Here is a 7989-nt window from a genome sequence, read left to right as displayed (position 1 = left end):
GCCTCCGCGAACACCGGAAACACCTCATACAACTCCCGGCCCATCCCCACACGCTGACTGCCCTGCCCAGCGAACAAGAACGCCAACTTGCCCTCCGCGACAGAACCGACCACGGTCTCCGACCCGACCACCACCGCCCGATGCTCGAAAGCCGCCCGACCCACGACAGCGGAAAACGCCACATCCAACTCGTCCCCCTCCACGGAGGCGAGCTGATCGATCCGAACCCGCAACGCCTCACGCGACCTGGCCGACACCACCATGGGCACAGCCGGCAACTCACGCCGCCGCACAGGCACCACCTCCACCAAGGGCGCCTCCTCCACGATCACATGAGCATTCGTCCCGCTGGCCCCGAACGAGGACACGGCGGCGCGGCGCGGCCCTTCGCCCCCCGGCCAGGAACGGGCCTCGGTGAGCAGTCGGACGTTCCCCGCCTCCCAGTCCACCTGCGGAGTCGGCTCGTCCACATGCAGCGTCTTCGGCATCACACCGTGCCGCATCGCCTGGACCATCTTGATGATGCCCGCGACACCCGCGGCCGCCTGCGTGTGGCCGATGTTCGACTTCACCGATCCCAGCCACAACGGGCGGTCCTCGGGGCGGTCCCGGCCGTACGTGGCCAGCAGCGCCTGCGCCTCGATCGGGTCACCCAGCGTCGTTCCCGTGCCGTGGGCCTCCACGACGTCCACGTCGGATGCCGACAGGCCGGCGTTCGCCAGTGCCTGGTGGATCACACGGCGCTGGGACGGTCCGTTCGGAGCGGTGATGCCGTTGCTCGCGCCGTCCTGGTTGGTGGCCGTGCCCCGCACCACCGCCAGCACACGGTGGCCATTGCGCCGGGCTTCCGACAGGCGTTCCAGCACCAGTACGCCCACACCCTCGCCCCAGCCGGTGCCGTCGGCCGCCGCGGCGAACGCCTTGCACCGCCCGTCCACCGACAGGCCCCGCTGCCTGCTGAACTCCACGAACGTGACCGGTGACGACATGACTGTCACCCCGCCGGCGAGTGCGAGGGAGCATTCGCCCGACCGCAGCGCCTTGACTGCCAGGTCCAGTGCGACGAGCGAGGACGAGCAGGCGGTGTCGACCGTCACCGCGGGCCCCTCAAGGCCCAGGGTGTAGGCAACCCGGCCGGAGACCAGCGCTCCGGTCACCGTGCTGCTCGGATAGTCGTGGTAGACGAGTCCGGCGTACACGCCCGTCGCGCTGCCCTTCAGAGTCGCCGGGTCGATACCCGCACGCTCCACCGCCTCCCAGGAGGTCTCCAACAGCAGCCGCTGCTGCGGATCCATCACCGACGCCTCGATCGGGCTGATGCCGAAGAACTCCGGATCGAAGTCACCCGCGTCGTCCAGGAAGCTGCCCCGCCTGACGTAGCTGGTGTTCTCGCCGGCCCCGTCCGGGTCGTACAGCCCGTCCAGGTCCCAGCCCCGGTCGGTGGGGAACTCACCCACCGTGTCGCGGCCTTCGGCGACCAGGTCCCACAGGCCCTCCGGAGAGGTCGCGCCGCCAGGGAAACGGCATGCGATCCCCACGATCGCGATCGGCTCCCGCTCCCGGTCCTCCACCTCGCGCAGACGGCGCCGAGTCTGCTGCAACTCACCGGTGGCAAGCCGCAGATACTCGCGAAGCCGGTCGTCGTTGGAGTCCTTCGACATCGTCATCAACCCATCCGTGTAAGTCCACAAACAGAGGCGAGGGCCCGTCAGGACAGTCCCAGTTCCTTGTTCAGCACCTCGAACAGCTCGTCGTCCGAGTCGGGCACCAGGTCGGCGACCGGCTCGCCCGCCCCACTCCGGGCGTCCCTGGCCCGCCGCGACACTGCCTCGAGCCGGGCGGTGACCTTGGCGTGGGCCTCGTCGTCCGACGCGAGTTCGGCCACGGCGGTCTCCAGCCGGTTCAGTTCGGCCAGCAGCGGTGCCGCCGGATCGGTCTCGCCCGGCCGCAGCCCCTCGTACAGGAGCTCGGCGACAGCGAGACAGGTCGGGTGGTCGTAGGCCAGGGTCGGGGGCAGTGACAGCCCGCTGTCCGCGTTGAGGGCGTTGCGCAGTTCCACCGCTCCCAGCGAGGTGAGGCCGAGCTCGTTCAGCGCGCGGTGCGGTTCCACCTCGTCGGCACCGCCGTGTCCGAGGACTTGGGCGACGTGGCCGCGTACCAGCTCCAGCAGGAACTTCTTGCGTTCCGCCTCGTCCAGTCCGGCCAGCCGCTCCCACGACGCCCTGCCTGACGAGGGCCTGCGGGCCTGAATGCGTACCAGCCCGCCGAACACGGCGGAAAGCGTTCCTGTCTCCGCCTGCCCACGCATCGTCGCCAGGTCGAACCGGACCGGAAGCATCACCGGAGGTCGCCCGGGCAGCAGCGCGGCGTCCAGCAGCGCCAGTCCGTCGTCCGGGGACAGCGGCGGCATTCCCGAGCGACGCAACCGCTGCAGCTCGGCGTCGTCCAGCCGGTCGGCCATGCCGCCGACCTCGGTCCAGGGCCCCCAGCCCAGGGTCAGCGCGGGCAGCCCCCGCGCGGCGCGATGCCGGGCGAGGGCGTCCAGCCAGGCGTTCGCCGCGGCGTAGTTGCCCTGTCCGGCGCCGCCGAGTGTGCCCGCCACGGACGAGAAGACCACGAACGCCGAGAGACCGTGGTCGCGGGTGAGTTCGTGCAGATGCCAGGCGGCGTCCACCTTCGGCCGCATGACCGCGTCCAGCCGCTCGGGCGTCAGTGCCCCGATCAGCGCGTCGTCCAGCACACCGGCCGAGTGCACGACGGCCGCCAGTGGGCGGTCGCGCAACAGCGCCGCCAGGGCGTCCCGGTCGGTGACGTCGCAGGCGGCCACCTCCACCTCGGCTCCCGACCCGGTCAGTTCCGCCACCAGTTCGACGGCGCCCGGGGTGTCCATGCCGCGTCGGCTGGTCAGCAGGAGGCTCTTCACGCCGTGCACGGCGGCAAGGTGGCGAGCGGTCAGGGCACCGAGTCCGTTCAGTCCGCCGGTGACGAGGACGGTGCCGTGCGAGCCCCACTGCGCGGTTCCGCCTCCCTCCGCCGGGACGCGGGCCAGCCGTGCGACACGGATCTCGCCGTCGCGGACGGCGATCTCGGGCTCGTCGAGGCGCAGCGCCTCCTCGGGCAGTTCCGCGTCGGCGTCCAGATCCACCAGGACGAACCGGCCGGGGTGCTCCGATTCAGCCGCACGCACCAGGCCCCACACGGCCGCGTGCCCGAGGTCGCTGCCGTCGACCGCGCCGCGCGTGACGACCACAAGCCTGGAGGACGCGGACTGCTCGTCGGTCAACCACTGCTGGACGACCGAGAGCACCCGGCCGGCGAGCGCACGGAAGCCCTCCGGCGTGGCCTCGTCCGGGGGCGGGGGCTCGTAGAGCACATGGGTACCCGTCCGGGCGACGGCGGGTGCCGGGGCGGTGACCCATTCGAGGTGGAAGAGCGACTCACGGCCGCCGGTGTGCGACCGCACCTCGTCCGTGGAGATCGCGCGTGTCTCGACCGACTCCACCGACAGGACCGGGCGTCCTTCCCCGTCGAGGTGTACCGACGCTCCGCGCCACGCGTGGGCCAGTGTCCGCCCGCCGTCGGAGGAGAGGCCGGCGGCCCGGGTGGCGGCATCGAGCACCGCGGCGTACGTCTCGTCGTCGCGCGGCCAGGGGGCTTCGTCCGTCTCGGCGGCCAGCGTGCCGGTGGCGTGCTTCACCCAGGGCGCGTGGTCGTCGCGGCGCGCGTACACGCCGATGCCCCCTGTCTCGTCGGCCAGCACGCGCAGCGTCACGATGTCCTCCGTGTCCGCCATGACCAGCGGCGCGTGGACGTCGAGTTCCTCGACCCGGCCGCGTCCCGTCTGCCCGGCGGCGAACAGGGCCAGTTCCAGGAACACCTCTCCGGCCACCACCACCGCGCCGAGGGCGTCGTGGCCCGCGAGCCAGGGCTGGGAGGCCATGGACAGCCGTCCGGTGAAGACCACTCCGCCGTCGTCCGGCAGAGTGACTCCCGCGCCCAACAGCGGATGCTCGACGGACTCCAGTCCGGCGGAGACGAGGCTCCTCTGCGTCGTGCGCCAGTAGCGCTTGTGCTGGAAGGGATAGGTCGGCAGGTCGACCCGCCGTGCTCCGCGTCCGTCGAACACGGCGTTCCAGTCGACCGTGACTCCGGCGGTGAACAGCCTTCCGACTCCGGTGAACAGGCTTTCCGTACTGGGCCGGTCTCGGCGCAGCGTTGCCGCCAGCGTGCCGTCGACGGTCTGCCCCGCCATCGCCGTCAGCACACTGTCCGGCCCGATCTCCAGGAACCGCGTGACCCCTTGGTCCTGGAGGCTTCGGACGTCGTCGGCGAACCGCACGGTGTCCCGCACGTGCCGAACCCAGTGCTCCGCCGATCCCACATCCTTGGTCAGGTGGATGGCCGGCTCGTGGTACGTGACGCTCTCGGCGACCTTCCGGAAGTCCTCCAGCATCGGGTCCATCATGGGCGAGTGGAACGCGTGCGAGACCTTGAGCCGACTCGTCCTGCGCCCGGTGAACAGTTCGACGACCGCGGACACCGCCTCCTCCGCGCCCGAGATGACCACGGAGTCGGGCGTGTTGACGGCCGCGATACCCACGCGTTCGTCGAGGTGCGGTGCGACCTCCTCCTCCGCCGCCTGTACCGCCACCATCGCCCCGCCCGGCGGCAGTTCCTGCATCAGCCGTCCCCGCGCCGTGACCAGCCGTGCCGCGTCCTCCAGGCTGAGCACGCCGCCGACGTGCGCGGCCGCCAGTTCTCCGATGGAGTGCCCTGCCAGCAGGTCCGGCCTGATGCCCCACGACTCCACGAGCCGGAACAGGGCCACCTCGAGAGCGAAGACCGCGGGCTGGGTGAACTCCGTGCGGGCGAGTGCCTCCTCGTCGTGCCACATCACCTCACGCACGTCGAGCAGGGCACAGACCTCGTCGAAGGCGTCCGCGAACACCGGGAACGTCTCGTACAGTTCCCTGCCCATCCCGGCCCATTGACTGCCCTGGCCGGTGAACAGAAAGGCCAGCTTGCCCTCGGTGACCGAACCGATCACGGTCTCGGACCCGACCAGTACCGCGCGGTGTTCGAACGCGGCACGGCCCGTCGCCGCCGAGTACGCCACGTCCAGCGCGTCCTCGTCGACGGAGGACATCCGGTCGAGCTGGGCCTGCAGCGCCGCGGGCGTCCTGGCGGACACCACCAGCGGAACGGCCGGCAGCTCCCGGCGTTCCACCGGTTCGTCCTCGACCACTGGCGCCTCCTCGACGATGACGTGGGCGTTGGTGCCGCTGATCCCGAAGGACGACACACCCGCACGACGCGGACGCTCACCGCGCGGCCACTCCCGCGCCTCGGTCAGCAGCCGGACATCGCCCGCATGCCAGTCCACCTGGGGCGTCGGCTCGTCCACGTGCAGCGTCCTGGGCATCGTGTCGTGCCGCATCGCCTGCACCATCTTGATGATTCCCGCCACGCCGGCCGCAGCCTGCGTGTGACCCATGTTCGACTTGATCGACCCCAGCCACAACGACTCCGCACGGCCCTGCCCGTACGTCGCCAGCAGTGCCTGCGCCTCGATCGGGTCACCCAGCGTCGTTCCCGTGCCGTGTGCCTCGACCACGTCCACCTCGGCCGCCGAAAGGCCCGCGTTGGTCAGGGCCTGACGGATCACCCGCTGCTGGGCGGGACCGTTGGGAGCGGTGAGTCCGTTGCTCGCACCGTCCTGATTGACCGCCGTGCCACGCACCACCGCCAGGACGGGGTGACCGTTGCGACGCGCGTCGGACAGCCTCTCCAGCATCAGTACTCCGACGCCTTCGGAGCAGCCGATCCCATTGGCGGACGCGCCGAAGGACTTGCAGCGGCCGTCCGTCGCCATGCCGCGTTGTTCGCTGAAGTAGACGAACATCTCCGGGGTCGACATCACTGTCACCCCGCCGGCGAGCGCGAGCGCGCAGTCTCCCGAACGCAGCGACTGGATCGCCATGTGCACGGCGACCAACGACGAGGAGCAGGCGGTGTCCAGGGTCACCGCGGGGCCCTCCAGGCCCAGAGTGTAGGCGACACGACCCGATACGAGGCTTCCGCCGTTACTGCCTCCCGCGTAGTCGTGATACATGACCCCGGCGAACACGCCGGTCGGGCTGCCCTTCAGCGTGGTCGGGTCGATCCCCGCACGCTCCACCACCTCCCACGACACCTCGAGCAGCAACCGCTGCTGGGCGTCGAGTTCGATGGCCTCCCGCGGGCTGATCCCGAAGAGCTCGGCGTCGAAGTCGCCCGCGTCGTAGAGGAATCCACCCTCGCGTGCCGTTGTCTTCCCGGGTTTGCCGGGTTCCGGGTCGTAGATGTCCTCGACATCCCAGCCGCGGTCGGCCGGGAACTCCGACACCGCGTCGACGCCCCCGTCGACCAGGCTCCACAGGCCCTCGGGCGAGGTCACGCCGCCCGGATATCGGCACGCCATCGCGACGACGGCGATGGGTTCCCGGTCACGGTGCTCGATCTCCGCGATGCGTCTGCGGGCCGCGCGCAAGTCCGTGGTCGCGCGCTTGAGGTAGTCAAGAAGCTTTTCCTGGTCACCCACGAAGCCACCCCGGGTCGAAAGGCGTCGATCACCTCGACGCGCGCTTGCCGGGAACGCTACGGAGGGTGATGAGGGACCCCAACCCCTGATCGCCCCTAACGTGTACGGCCGATTCACCCGACCCGACCCCCGGTTTCCACACCGTGCCGACCACCCGCTCGCCGGCATCGCGACTCTCTCGGCGGACTCCGTCGATCGTTCGGCGGTGCGGGTGCGATGGACCCCCGGAGGGCCGACACATAGGGGCGGTTAAGGGCTTGCCTCAGTGTCCGCAGGCACGTGAACGTTGGACACAGGCCTGAGGCGGAGGCTTCAGTCGGACCGATCCAAGGATTGATTGATGTCTGTCACTTCCCCTTACAGCGCCTCGAACTGGCTTCGCGATTTCCACCCGGCGGACCGGGCGGTCCCGAGGATGATCTGCTTCCCGCACGCGGGCGGTGCGGCGAGCTACTACTTCCCCGTCTCGCGGGCGCTCTCCGGGAAGGCCGAAGTCCTCGCCATCCAGTATCCGGGGCGCCAGGACCGTCACACGGAACGGCCCCTCACCGACATCCACGCCCTCGCCGCGCGCGTCTTCGGCGAGCTCCCGCAGGACGGTCTCGACCGGACCTGGCTCTTCGGTCACAGCATGGGGGCCGCGATCGCCTTCGAGGTGGCCAGGCTGATGGAGGGGGAACTGGGCCGGTCCCCCGCCGGGATCATCGTCTCCGGCCGGCGCGCACCGTCCCGGTTCCGCGGCGAGACGGTCCACCGCCAGGACGACGAAGCACTCATCGCCTCCGTCAAGGCGCTCAGCGGCACCGACCCGGCCGTCTTCGCCGATGCCGAGACACGACGCCTGGTCCTGCCGACCCTACGCGCCGACTACCAGGCCATCGAGACCTACCGGCCGGCCGGTACTCCGCGCATCGCGTGCCCGATCCACGCCTTCGTGGGAGACGCCGACCCCTTGACCACGGTGGAAGAGGCCGACGACTGGCGCGCCCACACCGAAGGCACGTTCGCTCTGCGCGTCTTCCAGGGCAACCACTTCTATCTGACGCCGCGCGCCGGCGAGGTCATCGCCGAGATCTCCCGGTTGATCCTGCCCACCGGGATGTGAGCGCACGTCCGGCAGCTCCGTGAGGGGAGGCCCGCCCGCCGCGACCGTGCGACAGGACCACCAGGGGCTCTTCGGCAGGAGCACCGGCCGGCAGCCGCCCACCCCGGGCGTGGAAGGCGATCCGCCCGGAGCGCGGGGGTCGCCCGGCAGGAACACGGCCGTGCACCCCCTCAGGTCCTCCCACCACAACGGGTCGAACGCGACGGTTCCTGGAACGGGCGACACCCGCTCCGGCTCCGGCTCCGGAGTGACGGGCGGATCCACAGACTGCCGTCGCGGGGAAGGGACACGCCCTCCGGTCAGG

The 7989-nt window shown here is 70.7% G+C and carries 3 protein-coding genes; 1 reads left to right on the top strand and 2 read right to left on the bottom strand.

The features are described 5' to 3' along the window. Both ACH4NX_RS18890 and ACH4NX_RS18885 read right to left on the bottom strand, forming a co-directional pair. Positions 1 to 1667 (bottom strand): type I polyketide synthase (locus ACH4NX_RS18890; RefSeq protein WP_398128098.1); only part of this gene is annotated, 1667 nt, incomplete at its 3' end. A 41-nt stretch (positions 1668 to 1708) separates the two neighbouring features. Then, entirely contained in the window at positions 1709 to 6580 is a 4872-nt protein-coding gene (locus ACH4NX_RS18885; protein WP_398128097.1) for a type I polyketide synthase, read from the bottom strand. 340 nt (positions 6581 to 6920) lie between these two features. On the opposite strand from ACH4NX_RS18885, the gene ACH4NX_RS18880 reads away from it, so the two are divergent. Beyond that, positions 6921 to 7685, top strand: coding sequence for a thioesterase II family protein (locus ACH4NX_RS18880; RefSeq protein ID WP_398128096.1), 765 nt, complete (start codon positions 6921 to 6923; stop codon positions 7683 to 7685). Positions 7686 to 7989 lie beyond the last annotated feature (304 nt).

It is taken from the genome of Streptomyces sp. NPDC017225 (genome assembly GCF_044331465.1).
Taxonomy (GTDB): domain Bacteria; phylum Actinomycetota; class Actinomycetes; order Streptomycetales; family Streptomycetaceae; genus Streptomyces.
Note: the sequence above shows the minus strand (reverse complement) of the source record. Positions and strands in the feature narration are given on the sequence as shown.

Coding starts and splice junctions, on each gene's coding strand:
- ACH4NX_RS18880 (WP_398128096.1), top strand. CDS start 6,921: ATGTCTGTCACTTCCCCTTACAGCGCCTCGAACTGGCTTCGCGATTTC.